Origin of the sequence: Sinorhizobium medicae, from assembly GCF_007827695.1 — a bacterium.
Lineage (GTDB): Bacteria > Pseudomonadota > Alphaproteobacteria > Rhizobiales > Rhizobiaceae > Sinorhizobium > Sinorhizobium medicae.
Genome location: NZ_VITA01000007.1, coordinates 62,574 through 82,631 on the forward strand (window position 1 = coordinate 62,574; position 20,058 = coordinate 82,631).

Below are 20,058 nucleotides of genomic sequence, written 5' to 3' on the forward strand. Positions count from 1 at the left end.
AGGTCCAGAAATATTTATTGAAGAACGGAAAAAACTCTTGATTACGACAATGATTTTTCTTACCTACGCCTTGCCCAAAGTCGCACGTGCCTGTGGGTGTCCGCCGACCCTCGATTAGGTGAGGTTATCGGTAAGGTACCTGGAACTAACCCCTCCAGTCGCTATTCCGGCCAACCGGGAAATGCGAGGACATCTTGAAGCAACGACGGTGCGGGCCTTTCTGGTGTCTGCCGGCTTTCCAACAGCCGGGGTTACTGAAGAGGCACACCTTCATTGCCGGAAGTGCGGTTGGGTCAATCCCTCCAATCCATGGCAGACAAAGCCGAATCCCAGCCTTCGCGGGCTTTGATTCACATTCGCGCATCGAGCGCATGCATGGTTCCGGGGTCTCCACCGGCTGGTTCCTGTGCAAGCGTGCGTATGCCCTTTGTCCTCCACAGTCGTGGAGTTTAATGGATCGGGGAATATGGCCATGACCACCGCACGTATCATCGACTTCCTCAACACCCGACGCCCGGAAGGTCCTTGCCTCGTCGTCGACCTCGACGTCGTGCGCGATAATTTCAAGGCCTTCCGGCATGCCTTGCCCGACAGCGCAATCTACTATGCCGTGAAGGCGAATCCGGCGCCGGAAGTTCTGCGTCTCCTCGCCAGTCTCGGCTCCAACTTCGATTGCGCGTCCGTCGCCGAAATCGAAATGGCCCTCGACGCTGGCGCGACCCCGAACCGCATTTCCTATGGCAACACCATCAAGAAGGAGCGGGACGTTGCGCGCGCCCATACGCTGGGGATCAGCCTCTTTGCGGTGGACAGCCACGAAGAGGTCGAGAAGATCGCGCGCGCCGCTCCCGGTGCCCGAGTCTTCTGCCGCGTGCTGACCGATGGCGAAGGCGCCGAATGGCCTCTGTCGCGCAAATTCGGCTGCGTGCCGCAGATGGCGGTCGACGTGCTCGTCTATGCACACCAGCTCGGACTGGCATCCTACGGTGTTTCGTTCCATGTCGGCTCGCAGATGACGAAGCTCGATGCCTGGGACGCGGCTCTTGCCGATGCCAAGCGGGTGTTCGTCCAGCTTGCCAAGCAGGGCATCGAGCTCAAGATGGTCAACATGGGCGGCGGCTTCCCGACCAAATATCTCCGGGACGTTCCCTCGGCCGAGGCCTATGGCCAGGCGATCTTCGGCGCGCTGAAGAAGCACTTCGGCAACAACATTCCGGAGACGATCATCGAGCCGGGCCGCGGCATGGTGGGCAATGCCGGCGTGATCAAGGCGGAAGTCGTTCTCGTGTCGAAGAAGTCGGACAATGACAGCCACCGCTGGGTCTTTCTCGACATCGGCAAATTCGGCGGCCTCGCCGAGACGATGGACGAGGCGATCCGCTATCCGATTCGCACCGCGCGCGATGCCGATGCGATGGAGCCCTGCGTGCTCGCCGGGCCGACCTGCGACTCGGCCGACGTGCTCTACGAGAAGAACATGTATCCGCTGCCGATCTCGCTGACGATCGGCGACGAGGTTCTGATCGAAGGTACGGGCGCCTACACGACGACCTACTCGGCCGTCGCCTTCAACGGCTTCGAGCCGCTGAAAGCCTATGTCATCTGATCCTGCTCGCTCCCGGCTCAAACGGGAGCGGCAATTCACAATTCATGTCCGGTCCGCCTGAAGCGGTTTTGATGACGGGAGGCCCCGATGGCCGCTGTTGTTGATTCCTTGCGCGCGTTTTTCGCGCCAACCACCTTTGTTATCGACTCGGAGACTCCGGGCGACGTCGTCGCGCGCGAGAACCTGCTCGACCGCGCCATGGGTCCCGGTCGCCGCCGGAAATCGTCGGAGAAGCTGCGCCGCGGCCGTGTGCCCGCCGAAGGGTTGGCCCTTGTCGCTCGCGATACCGACGGGCACGTAATCGGCACCGTGCGTCTCTGGAACGTCGAAGCCGGCGTCAACCGTGAGGGGCAGGCCGTGCCGGCGCTGCTGCTCGGCCCGCTTGCCGTGGATCCGGCGCATGAGGGCAAAGGTATCGGCGGCATGCTGATGCGAGCGGCGATCCAGGAAGCCAAGAACCGTGGCCATGGCGCTGTCCTGCTTGTCGGCGATGCCGCCTACTACGAACGATTCGGCTTCTTCGCGCACCGGGCACAGCACCTCGTTATGCCGGGTCCGTTCGAGCGCAACCGCTTCCTGGCGCTGGAGCTCAAGGACGGCTGGCTCGACGGCGCTGCCGGCATGCTGGTGGCCAGCGGCCGCAAACTCGCTTTGCCGCCGCTTCGCCGCGCGGCCTGAGCGCCTGGATTCAGGCGTTCAGCTCGCAGCACGCCGATAGAGCGCCAGGGATCCCGCGAGCGCCAGCAACGCGCCGCCGCAGATGCGGTCGAGCCAGATCGAGCCTGAGCGCCTCATGAAGCGCACCGCCTGCGACCCAAGCAGGGCGTAACCGAACATCACTGCGAAATCGATCGATGCGAAGACGGTGGCCAGCATGGCGTATTGCGGCGCCTGCGGCAGGGCGGGTTCGATGAATTGCGGCAGAAAGGCCGAAAAGAACAGATAGCCTTTGGGATTGGTGATGGCGACGAGGAAGCTCTTGATAAAGATGGAGCGCGTTGCGCCGGATTCCGTGCCCTGCGACCCTTGCAACGGGAGGTCCAGCGTACCGCGGGAGCGCAGCAGCGTGACCCCGAGAAAAGCGAGATAAGCGACGCCTAACCATTTGACCACGGAGAACCAGAACTCCGATGCCGCGAGCAGCGCGCCGAGCCCGACCGCCACGGCGCCGATCAGGACGAAATCCGAGAGGACCGCGCCAATCATCCCTGGGGTTGCGCGCTTCACGCCGTAGCGCGAACCATTCGTCAGCGCGAGAAGCACGGTCGGTCCGGGTGTCGCTATGCCGACGAAAGCGATGAGGGCGAATGCGAGAATGGTGACTTCGCTCATTATGTCCTTCCTTTGGTCACAACTGGTCCCACAGCTATGACGTGCGCGCAAGCGCCGATCCGACATGTTGTGGGCGCCCCCGTTTGACAGTATCGGTGGCTTGTCCTATGGAGGTCCCGGGCGAGGGCCCCTGCCGTCCGCGAGCGAAAAGCTTCGGTGAAGCCCCTCTATTCGACACGGTCACGCTATTGGCATGCGGCCGATGGTAATGCGGACACCCATCCCGAGAATGCATGCCTTAGCAGGAGACCCTGTCATGACGCATGAATTACGAAGTATTCCCTCGCTCGATGCGCTGAAAGATCAGGCCAAACGCCTGCGGTTCCGGCTCGTGTCGGAGGGCAAGGAAGTCAGCCACTCCAAGTCACTTGAACTGATCGCTGCCCAATACGGCTATCGCGATTGGAACACACTGCACGCGGCTGCCGGTAACCGGCCTCCTTTCAATTCCTGGAGGCTCGGCACGCGGGTCAGAGGCCGTTACCTGGGTAAGCCTTTCAAAGCGGAGATCCTCTCGGCGCAGGCTCTGACCGCACAGCCGGGGCGCTATCGCCTGACCTTCAAGTTTGACGAGCCGGTGGATGTGGTCACCTTCGAGAGTTTCTCGGCCTTCCGACAGAGAGTTACGGCCACCGTCGATGAAACGGGGCGGACGGTCGAGAGGACTTCTGACGGGCGGCCGCATCTGGAACTGGAGTGGTGAACAAAGGGCGAAGGTGACTCGCGGCGTTTTTACTTCGAAGCCGTTCTCCTCGCAGGCGAGGGGAACGGCACGAATGCCTGCTACCCTGCAATATCCACCACGCCGCAATCCCCGGCGGCCGAGCCGAACGCCAGTTGGCGGCCGTTCTTGCTCCAGGCCATGGCGGTGATTGCGCCCTTGCCGGGGCGGCGCAGCAGCACTTCCTTGCTGTCGGCAAGGCGGGCGGCGAGGATCATGCCGTCCTCATAGCCGATGGCGACGATATCCTCTGCCGGGTGGCAGACGACCGTCGTGACCATGATGTTGGCGCGGGTGCCGAGTTCGAGCGGCGCCTTGCCCATCGGCCCGTCCTTACCCTGAAATGGCCAGACGATCGCCGCCGGCGCGCCGGACGAAGCGAGCCACTTGCCCTTCGCCGACCAGGAGAGCGACTTCACCTTTGCGGGGTAGCCGGTCATGCGCATGTGTCGCGCCTCGGCGCCCGGCTTTGCATCGAGTTTCCACCCATGCAGCGCATTTTCCTGCATGGCCGTGACGACGAAGCGCCCGTCGGGTGAGAAGGTGACGCCGGTATGGGCGCCCTTCCATTCGAGATCGACCGGCTGGCCTGACATCGCAACCCAATGCAGCGAAACGCCATTGTAGCGCGCGGCAGCGATCCTCAGGCCCTTGGGTGCGAAGGCGAGCCCCTCGACGGTGCGCTGCTCCGGAAACTCCCGGGTCGTGCCGTCGAAAAGGCGGACATGCGTCGTCTTTCCATAAGCGTAAGCGACAGCACCTTGCGGTCCGGCAGCAACCTGCGCGATCCATTTGCGGCCCGTATCGGCAACGAGGCTCGCTGTGCCGTGTGCCGAAATGCGCATCACCTTGCCGTCTTCGCCGCCGGTCAGCAGCGTGTCGTTCGCCTCGTCTACGACGAATGACAGCAGCCCGTCGTGTGCTTCGGTCGTTTTGTGGCCGTGATCGAGCCGGTGGACCGCGCCGGCAGCCCCGGCGAAGAAGGGAACATCCTTGAGGAAGGCGACGCCGACGACGTGGCCTTCGAGATCGAGCGGAGCGACGGTCGGCATCAGTTTGGCGGGCTCTCTTGTTTCATCATGATCTTATTCCGAAGCCGGGCACCATCTTTCAAGATCATGCCTGGACTTCACACGCCCTGAAGGTGCGCTCGATCTTCTCTCGATCCAGATCGCGACCAATGAAGACGAGCCTGCTTTCCCGCTTCTCGCCCTCTTTCCAGGGGCGCTGATGATCACCTTCGATGATCATGTGGACGCCCTGAACGACGTAACGCTCCCCGTCGCCGGAAAAGGCGATGATGCCTTTGAGGCGCAGGATGTTCGGGCCATCGGTCTGGGTGATCTTCTGGATCCAGGGGAAGAAACGATCCGGGTTCATTTCACCGCCGCGAAGCGAGATCGACTGCACCGTCACATCATGGATCGGCGAGGGCGCATCGTGGTGATGGTGGTCGTGATCATGACCATGATCATGGTGGTGGCCATGATGATCGTGATGATGGTGACCGTGGTCATGATCATGATCATGACCACAATCGGGGCCACAGACGTGGTCGTGATCGTCGTGATCGAGGAAGTGCGGATCGTTCTCCAGCGCCCTGTCGAGGTTGAAGGCTCCCTGATCGAGCACTTTGGCAAGATCGATTTCGGAGCGCTGCGTGCGATAGATGCGGGCCGAGGGATTGATGACGCGTACCGTTGCCTCGACGCGTTCGAGCTCCTCGGGCGTTACGAGATCGGTCTTGTTGAGCAGCACGACGTCGGCAAAGGCGATCTGGTCCTCGGCTTCCCGGCTGTCCTTCAGGCGGAGCGGCAGGTGCTTGGCGTCAACGAGCGCGACGACGGCGTCGAGCTCGGTCTTGGCCCGGACGTCGTCATCCATGAAGAAGGTCTGCGCCACCGGCACCGGATCTGCGAGGCCGGTGGTCTCGACGATGATCGCGTCGAAGCGCCCGGGCCGGCGCATCAGCCCTTCGACGACGCGGATCAGGTCGCCCCGAACGGTGCAGCAGACGCAGCCGTTGTTCATCTCGTAAATTTCTTCGTCCGACTCGACGATCAGGTCGTTGTCGATGCCGATCTCGCCGAATTCGTTGACGATGACCGCATATTTGCGGCCGTGATTTTCGCTGAGGATGCGGTTGAGAAGCGTCGTCTTGCCGGAGCCGAGATAGCCCGTGAGCACGGTGACGGGGATCGGCTTCTGCGGGGTCGTTTCGGTCATGGGAACCTCGAGGTTGGCGATGCGCCGCAGGCATCGATGGTTGGGTCCTGATATAAGAGATGAGGTAGCGATGCGCAAATGTGCGGAACAAAAACGATGCAGACTTTCGTCGCGATCGACAGGAAAGAAATCAGTCCAATTCTCCGATGTCGAAGGCATTCACATCCTCGAGCAGTTCGATGATGCTTTTTGCCACGTGCCCGAGAAGCGCTTCTCCACGCTCTGCCGTGGCGGCGGCGGCATTGCCGGCGACCCCGTCTGGGTTCAGATCCGACATCCTCCAGCCGAAGGCGTGCGGACCGTAGGCGCGCAAATGCTTGAACGAACGCGCGAATTCACTCTGGCGCGAGGGAAAGTCCCGAGCCTGCATCATGTCCACCTTGTCCGGATGGAGCGCCAGCATGACGGATGTCTCGATGTCGCCACCATGGATATCGATTGTCCTGTCCTTAGCACCGATCCAGCCGTCCGGCTGCCCAAAGCGCGTCCAGCTCGTCGCCACGGCCAGCATCCGAAAGCGTCTCCGCGCCTCCGTCGCCACCACGGTCATCAGGGGCGAATTGCCGCCATGCGCGTTCAACATCACGAATTTGCGGATGCCGCGCCCGGCGAGATCCTCGGCAATGCCGAGCCAGCGCTCGACGGCTTCGTCATAGGCGAGCGTACGGGTGCCGGGCACATGCATGTGCTCGACGGAATAGCCGACCGGCTCGACGGGCAGGAATGTCGCGGGAAGTGTTCGGGGCATGGCGGCGATCACGCGCTCGACGATGCCACCCGCGATCAGCCTGTCGGTTTCGAAGGGGAGATGCGGTCCGTGCTGCTCATACGCACCGAGTGGGAGCACCGCGATCCAGTCGTGCCGCTCGGCAGCTGCGAGTGCGTCGGAATTGTCGTTCCATCGGGGCTTCGGCAGCGACATTTCTAATCGGTCCTCGGCATCGTCTGTCGTAAAATCGTTATTTGAGTCATACAGTTCGTAATCTCAAGCCTTATTGCTATAAGTGCAGTGTAAGGGATTCGGCGGGAGGTCCAATGGGCAAGAAGAGCAAAGCCGAAAAGAAGGGCAAGAACGGCAAGAAGAGGGACGAGATCGTCGCCGAGGCGAACGATTACGATCTCGCTTCGGTTCTCGTCCAGGCGGCCCGCTCGATGCGCACCGTGCTTTCTCGCAATCTCGTCGCCAGCGGACTTTACGCCGGACAGGACGGCGTCATGCTCGCCCTCGCGGAGAGCGACGGGCTTACGGCCGGTGCACTGGCGGCGAAGCTCGGGGTCAAGGCGCCGACGATGACCCGCACCATCGGCCGCATGGAAGCGCAGGGTTTTCTCGAACGCCGGCCTGACAGGGACGATGCGCGGCTGACCAAGGTCTACCTGACCGAACTCGGTCGCGATCGCCTGCAGATCATCGCGGAGGCGGGCCAGCATTCCGAAAAGCTGGCGACGCGCGGTTTGACCGATAAACAGGTGCGTACCCTCATGAAGCTCCTGCGCGCGGTGGACAGCAATCTGCAGGCCGCCCGAGCCGCGGATTGAGCGTCGGACCGACTTGCCGATTGCAGCGGGAATTTAAACAGTTTAAAGAGATTTAAAACGGTGACGGCAGCGGCTGCAATCGGGGGGCATGGTGGCGCAAAAGGTCAAGCTTTCTACAATCGCGGAAACACTCGGCCTTTCGACGGCGACGGTATCCCTGGCATTGCGCGACAGTCCGCTGGTGGCCGCGGTTACCCGCGACAAGATAAAGGAACAGGCACGCGCACTCGGCTATATCTACAATCGCCGTGCCGCCAGCCTCAGGACGTCGCGCTCGGGCATCATCGGCGTCGTCGTTCACGACATCATGAACCCTTTCTACGGTGAGATCCTGAAGGCGATCGAAGCGGAACTCGATCGCGACAAGCAGACCTTTATTCTGTCCAATCATTACGATTCCGTCGAGAAGCAGCGCGATTTCATCGAGACGCTGCTGCAGCTCGGCGGCGACGGCGTCATCATGTCGCCCGCTATCGGCACGCCGCCGCAGGATATTCAGCTTGCCGAGGACAATAACATGCCGGCGATCCTGATCGCCCGCTCGATAGAAGGGCTTGACGTGCCGATCTTCCGCGGCGACGACGCCTATGGCATCGCGCTTGCCACCAACCACCTCATCGGGTTGGGCCACCGCTGCATCGCGATGGTCGGCGGAACCGATCAGACTTCCACCGGACGGGACCGCTATCAGGGCTATGTCAATGCGCTTCGCAAGGCGAATATCGACGTCGATCCGGACTTGCGCATCCCCGGGCCACGCTCCAAGCAGGGCGGTTTCGAGGCCGCCGTGCATCTCCTCTCTCTGCCGCAAAAGCCGACGGCGGTCGTCTGCTGGAACGATCTGGTCGCCATCGGCATGATGAACGGCATTGCCCGAGCCGGTCTCGTTCCGGGCGTCGACATCTCGGTCACCGGCTATGACGATCTCGAGGAGGCGTCGATCGCGACGCCGGCGCTGACGACCGTCTGGAACGGCCAGGCAGAGGTGGGCCGCAGCGCGGCGCGCGCGCTCCTCGACAAGCTTTCCGGCAGCCACGAACCGGACGGCATACATCTGATCAAGCCGGAAATGCGCATCCGCCAGTCGACCGGACCGCTGCGCGTAACCGCTTGATCGTTTCCTCCGAGTCTGAACAGGATGCGTGCGTGATCGTTCGCATTCCCGCTACGCCTGGAAAGGAAACCCGATGAGCCGTCCTAGAATTCTTGTGCCTGGTAAGATCAATGCGAGGGTCCTCGAACGGCTGCCCGAGTTGTTCGAGACCGTGCGCATCGAGCGCGCCGATGCGGCGCTCGTGACCGCCGACATGCGCGATATCTCCGGCATTGCCGTTTCGGGCAAGCTTCCGGTGCCGCTGATGGATGCGTTCCCCAGCCTCGAGATCGTTGCGAATTTCGGCGTCGGCTATGATGGCGTCGATGTCTCGCGCGCAGCAGCCCGCGGCATTGTCGTCACCAACACGCCTGATGTCCTGACGGAGGAAGTCGCAGATACGGCCATCGGCCTCCTCCTCAATACGCTGCGCCTCCTGCCGCAAGCCGAGCAATGGCTGCGACAAGGCCGCTGGGAGCGCGACGGCGCCTTTCCGCTATCGCCTCTTTCGCTGCGCGGGCGGAAAGTCGGGCTGTTCGGTCTCGGCCGGATCGGCCTTGCAATCGCACGGCGACTTGAAGCCTTCGGCGTGTCGATCGCCTATCACACGCGTACGCCCCGCGAAGGCCTTGCCTTCGCCTATTGTTCGAGCCTCATTGGATTGGCCGAAGCCGTCGACACGCTCATCGTCATCGTGCCGGGCACGGCGAGCACATTGAGGGCGATCAATTCGGATGTGCTCTCGGCGCTCGGGCCGAATGGTGTGCTGATCAATGTCGGCCGCGGCTCGACCGTCGACGAGGCGGCGCTCGTCACCGCGCTTCAGAACGGTACGATCGCGGGCGCCGGTCTCGACGTCTTCGAGAACGAGCCTCATGTTCCCGGAGCGCTGCTTGAGCTTCCCAATGTTTCGCTGCTGCCGCATGTGGCATCGGCCTCGGTCGTCACGCGCAACGCCATGTCCGATCTCGTCGTCGACAATCTGAAGGCATGGTTCTCGACCGGCGAGGCGTTGACGCCGGTCGTCGAGACGCCGTTTCGGCGTAAAGTGTCTAATTAACGGGCCTTGCTCTCACGATAGGCGCGTGCGGCATCGCCGAAGGCCCTGAAGAGGGCGGCTGATGGGGCGTCGGTGCGTACCCAGTATTCGGGATGCCACTGAACGCCGATGGCGAAGGCCTTGGCGCCGATGACCGAGACGGCCTCGATCGTCCCGTCGTCGGCAAGGGCTTCGACCGCAAGGCGCGGCGCGGCAGCGGCGATTGCCTGCCGGTGCAGCGAATTGACTCTTATGCGGCCTGTACCGAGGACGGGTGCGAGGCAGCTTCCTTCGTTGACCACCACGTCCTGGCGAATGCCATAGGCAAGGTCGAGCTCCGGCACGTCGGGCTTCCGATGGTCCCAGACGCCGGCCTGCTCCTGGATTTCCGTTGCGAGCGTGCCGCCTAGCGCGACGTTCAGTTCCTGTATCCCGCGGCAGATCGCAAACAGAGGGATACCCCGATCGATGGCGCGGCGGATCAGCGGGAGGCTGGTCGCATCGCGACCCGGATCGAAAGGCCCGTCTGTTTCAGCCGCCTCCCTGCCATAGAGCGAAGGGTGGACGTTGGAGCGCGCGCCGCTTGCCAGCACGCCGTCGACGCGGTCGAGGATCTCGTCGACGTCGTTGCCGGTCTCCAGAGCCGGAACGAGGAACACCATCAGGCCAGCGCCCTCAACTGCAGCGCGGACATATTGGTGGGCAGCAACATGCCAGACATTGCCGTCGAATTCGCGGAAGTCGCAAGGAATGGCAACGACAGGTTTCGACATCTTCAGGCTCCGTATATCTTCCGCAAAAGCCTTGCCGTCAGAAAGTTCAGAAAGTCAACAGTGGGAGAAAGGCCGCACAGCGCAGAACACGCCGCCCGTCGGGCGGTCAAGAAGAGAGTGCGTTCGAAAGCTACTGCGGCGTCATGTAACTCTCGGCAACGTTCGCCGTCCGGCAGTCTCAAGAAAAAGAAGCCGACAATTGAGTTCATCTCGAAAGTTCTTTTGCCCTGTGCAATCGATATAGTCGGCGTGCTCGACTGAACCTTTACACGGGGACGCACGTTTCCGCCGTTGCTAAACTCTTCGGATTCTTCTGCGCCGATCGAAAAATTTCGTTAAGCGTTTGAATCTAACATGCGGTAAACCGGAGCTGGTTCACGATGCGCAATGAACAAGGGCCCCTCCCGACGGACATCTACCTGTCCTTCGTAAGCTCGCTCTATCATAATCGTGGGATGCTCGTGATCGGCATGCTTTTGCATGTCGCCACATTTCTGCTCGTCTTTCTGAAGACATCGGACGCATTCTACCTCGCCTGCATCGTGGCGATCCTCTTTCTATGGGTTTTGCGCAACCTGGATATGATGCGGTTCGACCGTTCGGATCTCTCCGATGCGGACGATGCAGCCGTCAGAAGATGGGAAAACAGGTACATAGCCGGAGGGGTTGCCGTGGCGCTGACCTGCGGCGCAGCCTGCGCATATGCCATAGCGGTCACCCGGGACTCCTTCGCTCAGCTCGCGTGCATCTCGGTGACGCTTGCTTCGCTCAGTCCATTGGTTGGCCGCAATTTCGGCTCCGAGCGGGCGGTGCTGCTGCTGTCATCGGCGGCGTGCCTGCCGATGATGATCGCCGCCCTTTCTCTGGGCGACCCCTTCATGGCTGCGCTGGCGTTCCTGATACTCCCGTTCATTCTGTCGACTCGAATGATGGCCAACAATGTACGCTCCTTCCTCAGCGAAAAAGTGCTCTCGGCGAGGAACGATAACCTGCTTTCGGCCGAGCAAATCGGCACGATCGCCAGCCAGTTCGAGACTGCACTCAACAGTATGACGCGCGGCCTTTTCATGCTGGACAGGCACAGTCGCGTTGCTGTCGTGAATGAGCGTGCCGCCGAACTTCTTCGCCTCGGCGACAAAGCTGAATTGAAAGGAATGCCGATCGACGACGTGCTCGAGCGTGGTGCTCGGGGCATGGCGCTCGACGCGGAAAAGAGCGAGTACATCGCAACCCAGCTTCACCTCCTGATCGCTGGCAGGCGCAGCCGCACTCTCATCTCCATTGCGGAAGATCTCTTCCTCGAATTTGCGGCCTACCCTCGGGAGAACGGCGAAGTCGTCCTGATTTTGGAAGACATGACGGCGCATGTTCTGGCGGAGCGGCAGATTCTGTACATGGCGCGATTCGACATGCTGACCGGACTGCCGAGCCGTAATCATTTTGCCGAGCTTGTTCACGACGCAATGGGGGTCGACGCCGCGCCCGACCGCGATGTCGGCTTTCTGCTCCTCGACGTTGCCGAGTTCAGGCACGTCAACGACACGAGGGGCCATATTGCCGGCGATAAACTGCTCAAGGCGATTGCAGTCCGATTGAAAAGCCTCGCGGCAGCCGAAACGATCGCCGCCCGTCTGATGGGCGACGAGTTCTTGGTGTTTTTCCCGAACCTGCCAGGTCGCTCGGATCTGAAGGAGCGGATATGCGGTCTCCATGCCGAACTGCAAGGCACCTACGTGGCCGATGGCTTGAGATTCGAGATGGCGATAGATGGCGGCTTCGTCCTCGTGAATGCTAGCGATTTCCGGTTCGAGGAATTGCAGATCAAGGCGGACTTGGCGTTGTCGGAAGCGAAAAAACGCGGCCATGGCGGCTGCGCTGCCTTCGAGGAGGCAATGGAGGCCCGCTATCTCGACCGTCAGAAGCTCAAGGTCGATCTGCGGGAGGCGGTCGCCGGGCGCGCCCTCGACCTTGCCTATCAACCGATGTTCACACCGGACGGGTCACGGGTCGAGAGCTGCGAGGCCTTGACGCGCTGGATCCACCCCGAACGCGGTTCGGTACCGCCCCCGGTCTTCATCCAGCTTGCTGAAGAGCTGGGGCTCGTCACGGAGTTAACGCGTCTGGTGGTCGCGCAGGCCTGCCGCGACTGCCTGAGCTGGCCACCGGAAGTGGCGGTCTCCGTCAATCTGTCGGTTCTCGATCTGCGCGGAGACGAGATAGTGGGGGTCCTGACCGGGATTCTGAAGGAGACGGGACTGGCGCCGGATCGGCTGCATCTGGAAATTACGGAAAGCTGCCTGATGGCCGACCCGGCGCGGGTCCAGAAGGTCCTTCATCAATTGCGTGCGGGTGGCATGACGATCGCGATAGATGACTTCGGAACCGGTTACTCGAGCCTCAGCTATCTCGATTCGCTCCCGGTCAGCGTCATCAAGATCGACCGATCCTTCGTTATGATATCGACGAAGACTCGCGACACTTCAAATTGCTGCTCGGCATTGTCAATCTGGCCCGCGCCCTTGAACTCAAGATCGTCGCGGAGGGGGTGGAGACGCCCGAGCAGCTGCAGCTCCTGCGCGAGCGCAATTGTGCGGATCTGATTCAGGGATTCGTCTTTGCCGCGCCGATGCCCGCTTCTGCCGTTGCAGCCCTTTGCACACACACGTCGCAGGCCAGGGCCGCATCAGGCGGCTCTCCCTCCGCCGACTTTCATGAAAATCCGTCACAGCCCAAGTCCCTGGGCTGAACGTCTCTCCGGCGGTGGGTGCGCAGGGGCGAGGCGAAAAGGCATCCGCTCGATTTGCCGCACTCGCTCGGGGCGGGTTTTCGTTGCGAACGGGCGGCGCATTGTGTATGCGGAGCTAAAGGAACCAATTGCGCCTTCGCGGGCAGGCGGTCGTGAGTGCGTAAGGCCGGGCCGCCAACGCGGTGCCGCATAGTTTTGGAGAAGTGGACGATGGCAGAGCATCATTCGGGACCAGTCGAGACGGGCGCTCCGATGGACTATTCCGAGCATGAGAAGACATATAATTTCTTCGTGAACGCCACCAAATACGGCACGCTGTTTTGCATCGCGTTGCTGATTGCGATGGCTGCTGCCTTCTTCACGACGATGGGCTTCTTCAGCTCGCTCGTGCTTTTCATCCTCATCAACGTCGGCGGTTATTTCTTTCTTCGCTGACCGGCGTCGCTGACACGTTCCGCCGAAGATGGGAGGAGGTCCTGTCTTGGCCGTGAACGGTCGAGTTTCCCCATGTGGGAGTATTGCCTCGGCGGCGGACGAAACCGCCCCCGAAGGAGGAGTTCTGTCGCTGTAACGGCGCGCCACAGGGTGCACCAAGGTCGGTATAGCGCATTGAAGTGCGGCATGGTTCTCTTTCGGATCGGCGCGATTCGGGAGGCCCATGTGAATTTGAGGGGCGGCTGAAGGCTGTCGCCTGGAGGACAACGTCCGCAACCCGGCCTGCCGGGCCGGGCCAGGGAGGGGGATTTGTGAGCGAAATCGTCTTTATCGCCAAGGAATCGGATCCGAACGAGGGGCGCGTTGCCGGTTCCATCGATAGCGTGAAAAAGCTTAAGTCACTCGGCTTCGACGTCGTCGTCGAATCGGGTGCCGGCCAAGGGTCGCGAATACCCGATCAGGACTACGAGAAGGCCGGTGCACGGATCGGCAAGGCGACCGATGCGAAGACCGCTGACGTGATCCTCAAGGTTCGCCGGCCGAGTGCGCAGGAAGTTGCCGGCTACCGATCGGGCGCGATCGTCATCGCGATCATGGATCCTTACGGGAACGAGGAGTCGATATCGGCGATGGCCGGTGCGGGCCTCACATCCTTCGCCATGGAGCTGATGCCGCGTATCACCCGCGCGCAATCCATGGATGTGCTTTCCAGCCAGGCAAACCTCGCCGGTTACCAGGCGGTGATCGATGCCGCCAATGAGTACGACCGGGCGCTGCCGATGATGATGACGGCGGCCGGCACTGTGCCGGCGGCCAAGGTCTTCGTTATGGGGGCGGGCGTTGCCGGCCTGCAGGCGATCGCCACCGCTCGCCGACTGGGCGCCGTCGTCTCGGCGACGGACGTCCGGCCTGCCGCCAAAGAGCAGGTCGCCTCTCTCGGCGCCAAGTTCATCGCCGTCGAGGACGAGGAGTTCAAGGCCGCCGAGACTGCCGGCGGCTATGCCAAGGAGATGTCCGGGGAATATCAGGCCAAGCAGGCTGCGCTTGTCGCCGAGCACATCGCCAAGCAGGACATTGTCATCACCACGGCGCTGATCCCCGGCCGGCCGGCACCACGGCTCGTGACCCGCGAAATGCTCGATTCGATGAAGCCGGGCTCCGTCGCCGTCGATCTCGCGGTCGAGCGCGGCGGCAATATCGAGGGAGCGGAAGCCGGCAAGGTGACGGAGGTCGGGGGCGTCAAGATCGTCGGCCATCTGAACGTGCCTGGCCGCATCGCGGCTTCCGCATCGCTGCTTTACGCCAAGAACCTCGTCACCTTCTTGGAGACGATGGTCTCGAAGGAGACGAAGGCGCTGGCGTTGAACATGGAGGATGAGCTCGTAAAGGCTACGGCACTGACTCACGGCGGGTCCGTCGTGCATCCGGCCTTCGGCGGTGCCATGAAGGGGGAGAAGTAAATGGCGAACGAACTTCTGGACAAGGCGCTCGTCGATCTTGAACGGGCAGTCGAGGCGGTGAGGACCGCCGCCGAATACGTACCGGATGCGGCCGGAGCGGTTGCGCATGGCGCGACGGGCGGCGCGATCGACCCCTTCGTCTTTCGGCTCGCGATTTTCGTGCTGGCGATTTTCGTAGGCTACTACGTCGTGTGGTCGGTGACGCCGGCCCTGCACACGCCCCTGATGGCGGTGACCAATGCGATCTCGTCGGTGATCGTCGTCGGCGCCTTGCTCGCGGTCGGCATCTCCGCCTCGGGACTGGCCACCGGCTTCGGCTTCGTCGCGCTGGTGCTTGCTTCGGTGAACATATTCGGTGGCTTCCTGGTCACTCAGCGCATGCTTGCCATGTACAAGAAAAAAGAAAAGTGAGGCGGGCCGATGAACGCTAATTTTGCTGCCTTCCTCTATCTCGTCTCGGGCGTGCTCTTCATCATGGCGCTGCGCGGGCTCTCGCATCCGACCACCAGCCGCAAAGGCAATACTTACGGCATGGTCGGCATGGGCATCGCGATCATCACGACGCTGTTCCTTGCACAGCCATCGATCGGCGGCTTCCTGCTGATCGTCGCCGGTCTTGCCATCGGCGGCGGTGCGGGCGCCTATATCGCCAAGCGCATCCCGATGACGGCGATGCCGCAGCTCGTTGCCGGCTTCCACTCCCTCGTCGGTCTCGCCGCCGTGCTGGTAGCGGCGGCCGCGCTCTACGCGCCATCCTCCTTCGGCATCGGCGACGTCGGTTCGATTCCCACTCAGGCACTCGTCGAAATGGCGCTCGGAGTGGCGATCGGCGCCATCACGTTCACAGGCTCGATCATCGCTTTCCTGAAGCTCGATGGGCGTATGTCGGGAAAACCCATCCTTCTGCCTTACCGCCACGCGATCAATCTCGCGCTTGCCGCACTCGTCGTATTCTTCATCATCGGGCTGGCGTTGAGCGAAAGCCACTTCGACTTCTGGGCGATCGTCGCCCTGTCGCTGGCCCTCGGCGTTCTGATCATCGTCCCGATCGGCGGCGCGGACATGCCCGTCGTCGTGTCCATGCTGAACTCCTATTCCGGCTGGGCGGCGGCCGGCATCGGATTCACCCTCGGCAATCTGGCGCTCATCATTACCGGCGCGCTGGTCGGCTCCTCCGGTGCGATCCTCTCCTACATCATGTGCAAGGGCATGAACCGTTCGTTCATTTCGGTCATCCTCGGCGGCTTCGGCGGCGAGACCGCGGCGGCCGGTGGTGCCGACGACGGAGTAGCGAGAACGGTGAAGCAGGGTTCTGCAGACGACGCAGCCTTCCTGATGCAGAATGCCTCGAAGGTGATCATCGTCCCGGGCTACGGCATGGCGGTTGCCCAGGCTCAGCACGCTCTGCGTGAACTTGCGGACAAGCTCAAGGAGAACGGTGTCGAGGTCAAATACGCGATCCATCCGGTCGCCGGCCGCATGCCTGGACACATGAACGTACTGCTCGCCGAAGCGAACGTTCCTTACGACGAGGTGTTCGAACTGGAGGACATCAATTCGGAATTCGCCCAGGCCGATGTCGCCTATGTCATAGGCGCCAACGACGTCACCAATCCGGCGGCTCGCGACGACAAGTCCTCGCCGATCTACGGCATGCCGATCCTCGACGTCGACAAGGCGAAAACCTGCCTCTTCGTCAAGCGTTCGCTTGGCTCCGGCTATGCCGGCATCGACAACACGCTGTTCTATAAGGACGGTACGATGATGCTGCTCGGCGATGCCAAGAAGATGACGGAGGAGATCGTCAAGGCGATCAATCACTGACGGCCGCCTCCGGTTCTCGCGGTGAACGGCACGGCTCTTAGCCGATGCCGGGTGGCGGCGGAGTCGCAAGGGCCAGGGCGATGGGTTTGTGGGCCTTGAACCAACAATGGTCCACCGCGCCCCGGCTTCGCTCAACCGCCCGCGAGCTCCGGATCCCACGTAAAGAGTTCTTTTGCTTTGGCAATGCCGCGTAGCGCAAAGCGGCCCAGCGAAACGGCATTGGCGCGATGTTCGACTGGGCAGGCGGCGACGAATTGCGATGACATGATGACGTGTCGTTCGACTGAACGGCACATGGCGGAGATACGGCTCACCTCGTTGACCGCTGGACCGACGACGGTGAAATCCAAGCGGTTCTGGCTGCCGATATTGCCATAGAAGACCTCGCCGATATGCAAGCCGAGATAGATGTCGGTGGTCGGATTTCCTTCATCGAGCCGACGCGCGTTCAATTCCGAAAGCATGACCCGCAGTTGCCGCTCCGCCGCGATCGCGGCGGAGCAGGCCTCGGCCGGCTCGCGGCCGTTGAAGATGGCAAGCACGCCGTCGCCGATCAGCTTCAAGACGCTCCCGCCATGATCGTGGACGGCCGTGATCACCATGCCGGAATAGTCATTGAGAAAGGGAATGACGGCCTCCGGCGCGACACTGTCGGCTATACGCGTGTAGTTGCGCAGATCGGAGAACCACAAGACCGCCTCGATACGCTCGGCCGAGCCTCTTTCGATGCTGCCCTCGACGACGCGGCGGCCGGCGTCCCGACCGAGATAGACATCGGCAAGCGTGCCGATGATGCGTATGCACGAGGCGGTCTTCACGGCGAGCGCAAGCGTTGGCAACAGCACTCTCAGCGCCGCGACATCCTCTTCACGAAAGCCGGATTTCCTTTTCGTTGTCCAATAGGAATAGAGACAGTCCATCTGCCCGACGCGGCCCCGGTCGGTAAAGTGATGAATCATGCTCACGCAGTCGGTGTAGCCCTCTGACTTGAGCGTATCGAGGACGGTAAAGGCAATGTGCGGCTCCGCTGCGAGGCGGATTCGTCGTTCGGTTTCATTCTGTTCGAGCATGTAGAAGAAAACGGAGCGCTGCCAATTGGCCTGAGCTTCGCCGCCGCTGGTCGAGCCGTATTGAACGACCTCCGGAACCTCGTCGCTGTCACTGTTCCATTGAAAGGCGCGGCCCTCGAACTCCGGATGCAGCGTGTCGATGATGCCGAGAGCGCGGTCAATGGGCAGGCCTGCCGCGTGACACCGGTCACAAAAGCCCGCGAGAAGATCCTGCTCCTTCAGACCTCGAATTCCCTCTTCCGACATCCAAAGAACGATGTCGCGGATCAGCTGTTCCTTCATACTACATCCTGTCGAGCCGGCGTTACCGCGTCCGGCAACGATCATCTTCACAGTGCCGCACCTGGATCACGTTCTCTTTAGGTCAGATCGGCATAAAACATGAACGTGAACGGTTCCAAAAGTAGAGCGGGAGGCGGGCGAAAACCACGCACACTTTTCCTCATCCCGCTCTTGCTGCGGCGCGCAAGGTAACCCGATGCTGCTGCTGCCGGACGTCATATGCTGCGAAGCGCGAGGAACTCCGGCATGCTGCCCCCCGATGGCTGCTCGAGGCGATCAGCTGGCCGGTGCCAGGACGAGGTGATCCACTCCGAGAGCGACATTCAGGCCCTCCTGCACCTGAACATTGACAGGCTGCAGCATGAAGGCCTTGTTCATGCCGCCGGCGATGACTTTGGCTCCGCCGCCCACCGCAAAGCTTGCATCGGCACCGACGCCGACATACTCGCCTGCCAGCGCATGTCCGGCCAGGGGTGTGCCGGTCTTAGCCAGCACGTCCCAGATCATGACGGTTTTGCCGGTCGAACCGATGTCGAGGCCGATCTTGGTGATCCTGCCCGCATAGACACCTCCCGACGAGCCATCCGCAGGTGTGAAGGTGCACATCAGGTTCTTGGTCGAGGTGACAATAAGCCCGGTCCCGCCCTCCGACCCGCAGGTAAGACGGCCGAGCGTCACGTAGTTCTGGGCGGCGGCAGCTCCGGAGAGGGCCGTTAGGACGATAGCCGTAAGGAAGGTCTGTCTGATCATGGCTCGGATCTCCGTATTGAGCCATTGTCAACGGATTGAACTCCGGATAGTTCCGCAACCCGGATCCGCGCAGATGATACGACGACGCCCGCGACATGGTCGCGGGCGTCTGAAGTCGAACAATTCAAGCTGTCCTCAGGACATCGCCTTGGCGCGGGCAAGGCCGGCACGAGCCGGCTCGTATTTGGGATCCAGCGACAAGGCGTGCGAATAGGACTTCGCCGCCTTGGCCTTATCGCCGCGCCGTTCGTAGACCAGCGCCTGGTTTGCCCATGATTCGGCCAGCTTGCCGTTGAGGTTGATGGCCGTATTGAAGTCGGAGAAGGCGTTGTCGTCATCGCCCTGCGCTACATAGGATATGCCGCGGCCGTTATAGGGCTCGGGGGAACTCGGCGAGAGCGAAATCGCCTTGGAGAAATCCTCGATCGCCTGCACGTGCTGATTCCGTGTCTGATAGATCAGGCCGCGATTGTGATAGGCGCGGGGGTCGGCCGTGTCGAGTTCGATCGCCTTGTTGAAATCGTTGAAGGCGGCGTCGAGCTGGTTGGCCTGGCGGTACAGATTCCCACGGCCGATATAGGCGACGTCGTAGTTCGGATTTATCTGCAGCGCCGCGTTGTAATCCGCGAGTGCAGCCTGCTGGTTGCCCAGGTTTCGCTGGACCAGAGCCCTGTTGGCATAGGCCTGATAGAAGCGTGGATTGAGCTGGATCGCCTGATCGAAATCGGCGACCGCGCGGCGGAACTCGCCAGCGCGCCCGTAGGCCGAGCCGCGCACGTTGTAGCCCTCGGGATCGCCGGGGTTAGAGGCGATGACGCTCGAGAGCGAGGCGATGTTGCCTTCCGAGCCTTGCGCGCGTTCGACGCGAAACATCGATTCGGGCTTGTCGGTCTGGCAACCTGCAACGAGCAGGGCCGAGCCGAGTACGAAAAAGGCGGCAAGCTTCGGCTTGCGCTGGCGGCGGCGGTTCGCCTCCTCGGTGGCAAGGCCGGAGACGTCCGCAGTCATGGCAGCAAGTGTCAAAGTCGATCCCTCAATGCGACAAGGTCAACGAAAGCCAGCGGCTTTCCGTTTGCGAGCATTCGCGCGCGATGCTGGGCCGTTGCCAGCTGATAATCCACGCTAGACTGTCGACGGACTGGGTGTCCATAACAAAATGGCG

The 20,058-nt window shown here is 61.8% G+C and carries 18 protein-coding genes and 1 pseudogene; 11 read left to right on the plus strand and 8 right to left on the minus strand.

What is annotated here, in order from left to right:
- The first annotated feature begins 466 nt into the window (after positions 1-466).
- Both odc2 and FB009_RS13915 read left to right on the plus strand, forming a co-directional pair.
- On the plus strand, positions 467-1,606 hold the full coding sequence (gene odc2, locus FB009_RS13910; protein WP_225996779.1) for an ornithine/lysine decarboxylase: 1,140 nt from the start codon (positions 467-469) through the stop codon (positions 1,604-1,606).
- Between the two features lie 87 nt (positions 1,607-1,693).
- Positions 1,694-2,284, plus strand: a complete 591-nt coding sequence (locus tag FB009_RS13915; protein ID WP_012066986.1) for a GNAT family N-acetyltransferase — start codon at positions 1,694-1,696, stop codon at positions 2,282-2,284.
- 18 nt (positions 2,285-2,302) lie between these two features.
- On the opposite strand, the gene FB009_RS13920 is transcribed toward FB009_RS13915, so the two are convergent.
- Positions 2,303-2,938: a LysE family translocator gene (locus tag FB009_RS13920; RefSeq protein ID WP_024311008.1), complete on the minus strand. Its 636-nt coding sequence runs from the start codon at positions 2,936-2,938 to the stop codon at positions 2,303-2,305.
- Positions 2,939-3,194: 256 nt separating this feature from the next.
- Between FB009_RS13920 and FB009_RS13925 the strand changes: the two genes are divergently transcribed.
- Positions 3,195-3,641, plus strand: a complete 447-nt coding sequence (locus FB009_RS13925; protein WP_012066984.1) for a glyoxalase superfamily protein — start codon at positions 3,195-3,197, stop codon at positions 3,639-3,641.
- An 80-nt stretch (positions 3,642-3,721) separates the two neighbouring features.
- Here the strand turns inward: FB009_RS13925 and FB009_RS13930 are convergent, their stop codons facing one another.
- The 3 genes from FB009_RS13930 to FB009_RS13940 form a co-directional block, all read right to left on the minus strand.
- Positions 3,722-4,711, minus strand: coding sequence for a WD40 repeat domain-containing protein (locus FB009_RS13930; RefSeq protein WP_012066983.1), 990 nt, complete (start codon positions 4,709-4,711; stop codon positions 3,722-3,724).
- Between the two features lie 64 nt (positions 4,712-4,775).
- Positions 4,776-5,885, minus strand: a complete 1,110-nt coding sequence (locus FB009_RS13935) for a CobW family GTP-binding protein (protein ID WP_012066982.1) — start codon at positions 5,883-5,885, stop codon at positions 4,776-4,778.
- A 130-nt stretch (positions 5,886-6,015) separates the two neighbouring features.
- Positions 6,016-6,807 (minus strand): creatininase family protein, encoded by a 792-nt coding sequence (locus tag FB009_RS13940; RefSeq protein ID WP_012066981.1) that lies wholly within the window; start codon positions 6,805-6,807, stop codon positions 6,016-6,018.
- 113 nt (positions 6,808-6,920) lie between these two features.
- Between FB009_RS13940 and FB009_RS13945 the strand changes: the two genes are divergently transcribed.
- The 3 genes from FB009_RS13945 (at position 6,921) to FB009_RS13955 (ending at position 9,577) form a co-directional block, all read left to right on the plus strand.
- The gene (locus FB009_RS13945) at positions 6,921-7,424 is read left to right on the plus strand and encodes a MarR family winged helix-turn-helix transcriptional regulator (RefSeq protein ID WP_012066980.1); all 504 of its coding nucleotides are present in this window, start codon (positions 6,921-6,923) and stop codon (positions 7,422-7,424) included.
- 91 nt (positions 7,425-7,515) lie between these two features.
- Positions 7,516-8,538, plus strand: a complete 1,023-nt coding sequence (locus FB009_RS13950) for a LacI family DNA-binding transcriptional regulator (protein ID WP_012066979.1) — start codon at positions 7,516-7,518, stop codon at positions 8,536-8,538.
- Between the two features lie 73 nt (positions 8,539-8,611).
- Positions 8,612-9,577 carry a 2-hydroxyacid dehydrogenase gene (locus FB009_RS13955; protein WP_012066978.1) on the plus strand — a complete coding sequence of 322 codons (966 nt, stop codon included), beginning with the start codon at positions 8,612-8,614 and terminating at the stop codon, positions 9,575-9,577.
- Here FB009_RS13955 and FB009_RS13960 read toward each other — a convergent pair.
- Positions 9,574-10,329: a gamma-glutamyl-gamma-aminobutyrate hydrolase family protein gene (locus tag FB009_RS13960; protein ID WP_012066977.1), complete on the minus strand. Its 756-nt coding sequence runs from the start codon at positions 10,327-10,329 to the stop codon at positions 9,574-9,576. The two genes, FB009_RS13955 and FB009_RS13960, sit on opposite strands and share 4 nt — an antisense overlap.
- A gap of 1,067 nt (positions 10,330-11,396) precedes the next feature.
- On the opposite strand from FB009_RS13960, the pseudogene FB009_RS13965 reads away from it, so the two are divergent.
- The 5 genes and pseudogenes from FB009_RS13965 (at position 11,397) to FB009_RS13985 (ending at position 16,794) form a co-directional block, all read left to right on the plus strand.
- A pseudogene (locus tag FB009_RS13965) lies at positions 11,397-13,075 on the plus strand (putative bifunctional diguanylate cyclase/phosphodiesterase).
- A 210-nt stretch (positions 13,076-13,285) separates the two neighbouring features.
- The gene (locus FB009_RS13970; protein ID WP_012066975.1) at positions 13,286-13,510 is read left to right on the plus strand and encodes an aa3-type cytochrome c oxidase subunit IV; all 225 of its coding nucleotides are present in this window, start codon (positions 13,286-13,288) and stop codon (positions 13,508-13,510) included.
- Between the two features lie 311 nt (positions 13,511-13,821).
- Positions 13,822-14,970: a Re/Si-specific NAD(P)(+) transhydrogenase subunit alpha gene (locus FB009_RS13975; protein WP_012066974.1), complete on the plus strand. Its 1,149-nt coding sequence runs from the start codon at positions 13,822-13,824 to the stop codon at positions 14,968-14,970.
- On the plus strand, positions 14,971-15,381 hold the full coding sequence (locus FB009_RS13980; RefSeq protein ID WP_012066973.1) for an NAD(P) transhydrogenase subunit alpha: 411 nt from the start codon (positions 14,971-14,973) through the stop codon (positions 15,379-15,381).
- A gap of 9 nt (positions 15,382-15,390) precedes the next feature.
- Positions 15,391-16,794, plus strand: coding sequence for an NAD(P)(+) transhydrogenase (Re/Si-specific) subunit beta (locus FB009_RS13985; protein WP_012066972.1), 1,404 nt, complete (start codon positions 15,391-15,393; stop codon positions 16,792-16,794).
- 131 nt (positions 16,795-16,925) lie between these two features.
- Here the strand turns inward: FB009_RS13985 and FB009_RS13990 are convergent, their stop codons facing one another.
- From FB009_RS13990 to FB009_RS14000, 3 genes are all read right to left on the minus strand, one after another.
- On the minus strand, positions 16,926-18,197 hold the full coding sequence (locus tag FB009_RS13990) for an adenylate/guanylate cyclase domain-containing protein (protein WP_024311006.1): 1,272 nt from the start codon (positions 18,195-18,197) through the stop codon (positions 16,926-16,928).
- Between the two features lie 225 nt (positions 18,198-18,422).
- On the minus strand, positions 18,423-18,896 hold the full coding sequence (locus FB009_RS13995) for a DUF992 domain-containing protein (RefSeq protein WP_012066970.1): 474 nt from the start codon (positions 18,894-18,896) through the stop codon (positions 18,423-18,425).
- Between the two features lie 135 nt (positions 18,897-19,031).
- A complete protein-coding gene (locus FB009_RS14000) occupies positions 19,032-19,919 on the minus strand; it encodes a tetratricopeptide repeat protein (protein ID WP_127580591.1) in 888 nt (295 codons plus the stop codon).
- Positions 19,920-20,058: the final 139 nt, after the last annotated feature.